Raw genomic sequence first — 2382 nt, forward strand, 5'->3', positions numbered from 1 at the left:
GCACGGCGCAGGCCGGCTCCTGCGCCGACGGCTGCGCCCGGCGTGCCGACGGCAGCACCTTCCCGGTCGAATGCACGATGTCCCGGCTGGAGGGCGACAGCACCTTCTCCACGGTGATCCTGCGCGACATCACGGCGCGGCTGCGCGACCGCCAGGCGCTGGTGGACGCGCACGAGGAACTGCAGCGCGTCACGCAAGGCTTCCAGCAGGAGCTGATCGCCGCCGTGGAGGCGCGCCAGGCCGGCATCGCGCGCGACCTGCACGACTCGGTGGGCGCGTCCCTGGCCGGCGTCTCGCTGCTGGTCGGGGCGGCACGCGCCAGCGTGGCGCAGGCGCAGGCGGCCGCGGTGCTGGACAAGGCGCAGGAGCAGGTCGCCGCCACCGCCAACATGGTGCGCGCGCTCTCGCGCGGGCTGATGCCGGCCGGCACCGATTCCGGCGGCCTGCTGCACGCCCTGGAACAGTTCGCGGCCGACCTCTCGGCCGCCAACGGGATCGAATGCACCGTGCGCGCCCGCGGCGCCTTCGCCGCCTTCGATGCCGAGACCGGCACCCACGTGTTCCGCATCGTGCAGGAAGCGGCCACCAATGCGCTGCGGCACGGCCAGGCGACGGTGCTGCGCATCGTGCTGTGCGAGTGGCGCGGGCGCTGGCGCGCGGCGGTGGCGGACAACGGCCGCGGCTGCGACTTCGACGCACTGCCTCGCGCGCACCGCGGGCTGGGCCTGCGCTCCATGCAGGCCCGTGCCCGCGCGATCCAGGGCGAACTGCGGCTGGGCCGCAGCGGCGCGGGCGGCTGCCGCGTGCGCGTGAGCTGGGCGTCGCGCTGCCGCACCGCCGGCCCGGAAGGGGCTTGCGACTTTGTTCCGCATCAAGGTCCCGCCCACCCCAGCACCTAGCATGGACTGCATGTCCACCGACGTTTCCGCGCAGCACCCGGCGTCGGTCATCGTCATCGACGACCACGACATCGTTCGCTTCGGCCTCGAGACGCTGATCCGCCAATGCCCCGAGCTGCGCTTCGCCGGCTCGGCCGCCAGCCTGCGCGAAGGGCTGGAGCTGGTGCGCTCGCTGGAGCCCGCGCTGGTGGTCACCGACATGGGCACGGCCGATTCGCGCGGCCTCGACACGGTGCGCGCCGTCGTCGCGGCGCAGCAGCCGCGCGCCACGCTGGTCGTGTCGATGCAGGACGAGCTGCTGTATGGCGAGCAGGTGCTGGCGCTCGGCGCGCGCGGCTACCTGATGAAGGAAAGCGCCCACGCCATGGTCGTGCCCGCCGCGCTCGCGGTGCTCCATGGCGGCACCTGGGTCAGCCCGCGGCTGAACGCCAAGCTGCTCAACCGCTTCCTGCACCGGGTACGGCCCGCCCCGGCGGAACTGCCGCAACAGGGCGAGATGGAGCTCACGCCGCGCGAGATCGACGTGCTGCAGCTGCTCAAGTCCGGCCGCACCACCAAGGAGATCGCGGCGGCGCTGGAGCTGAGCAACCGGACGGTGGACATCCACCGCGCCAACATCAAGCGCAAGCTGCACCTGCGCACCGGCGCCGAGCTGATCGCCTACGCCTCCAGCCGGCTCTAGCTCTAGGCCGGCCCGTCCCCCTTCGGCGTGACCGGCAAGTACCTGCCGCCGCTAGGTACATGTACATAGCGGCGCCGGTCCGTCCGCGTCGATCATTCCCGTGGAGAAAAGGAAGGGACGGGAAATGGATTTCATCACCACGAGCACCACCACGGAAGGCGCGCCGCCCGCATGGACGCCGCTGCAGCGGCTGCCGTCGAAGCAGCCGACGGCGCCGCGCACGATCGTGCAGTGCCTCGACTGCGCCGCCCGGGCACGCTGCCTGCCGGGCGGCATGAGCGAGCGCGAGGCAGGCTGCCTCGCCCACATCACCATCGGCCGGCGCCGCGTGCGGCGAGGCCAGGCGGTGTACCACGCGAACGATCGCTTCCTCTTCATGTACGCGGTGCGCTTCGGCACCTTCAAGTCCACCGTGATGCTGAACAACGGCGCCGACCAGGTCACCGGCTTCCACCTGCCGGGCGACGTGATGGGCTTCGATGCCACGGTCTCCGGCCGCCATCCCAGCACCGCCATCGCCCTCGAGGACGCCGAGGTCTGCGTGCTGCCGTACTCGCAGCTCACCGACGCCTGCGCCGAGCAGCGGAGCCTGCGCATGCAGGTGATCCGGATGGTGAGCGCGGAACTGGTGCGCGACCAGCGCCTGCTGGCGCTGATCGCCACCACCAATTCCGAGCAGCGCGTGGCGGCTTTCCTGGTCGGCCTGTCCGACCGCATGCGCGAGCGCGGCTACTCGCCGAGCGATTTCCTGCTGCGCATGACGCGGGCGGAAATCGGCAGCTACCTGGGCACCACGCTGGA

General features: G+C 72.0%; 3 protein-coding genes. All 3 read left to right on the plus strand.

The window, feature by feature from the left end; genetic code table 11:
* Positions 1-899 (plus strand): PAS domain-containing sensor histidine kinase (locus VFM98_RS02290; RefSeq protein WP_325108269.1); only part of this gene is annotated, 899 nt, incomplete at its 5' end.
* Positions 900-909: 10 nt separating this feature from the next.
* Positions 910-1581 carry a response regulator transcription factor gene (locus tag VFM98_RS02295; protein WP_325108271.1) on the plus strand — a complete coding sequence of 224 codons (672 nt, stop codon included), beginning with the start codon at positions 910-912 and terminating at the stop codon, positions 1579-1581.
* 124 nt (positions 1582-1705) lie between these two features.
* Positions 1706-2382, plus strand: a 677-nt coding sequence (locus VFM98_RS02300) for a cyclic nucleotide-binding domain-containing protein (RefSeq protein ID WP_325108272.1), incomplete at its 3' end; no start/stop codon positions are given.

Origin of the sequence: Ramlibacter sp. (assembly GCF_035706265.1) — a bacterium.
GTDB lineage: Bacteria > Pseudomonadota > Gammaproteobacteria > Burkholderiales > Burkholderiaceae_C > Ramlibacter.

Bases quoted from the DNA above. Each gene is read 5' to 3' on its own strand.
- VFM98_RS02295 (WP_325108271.1), top strand. From the start codon at position 910: ATGTCCACCGACGTTTCCGCGCAGCACCCGGCGTCGGTCATCGTCATC.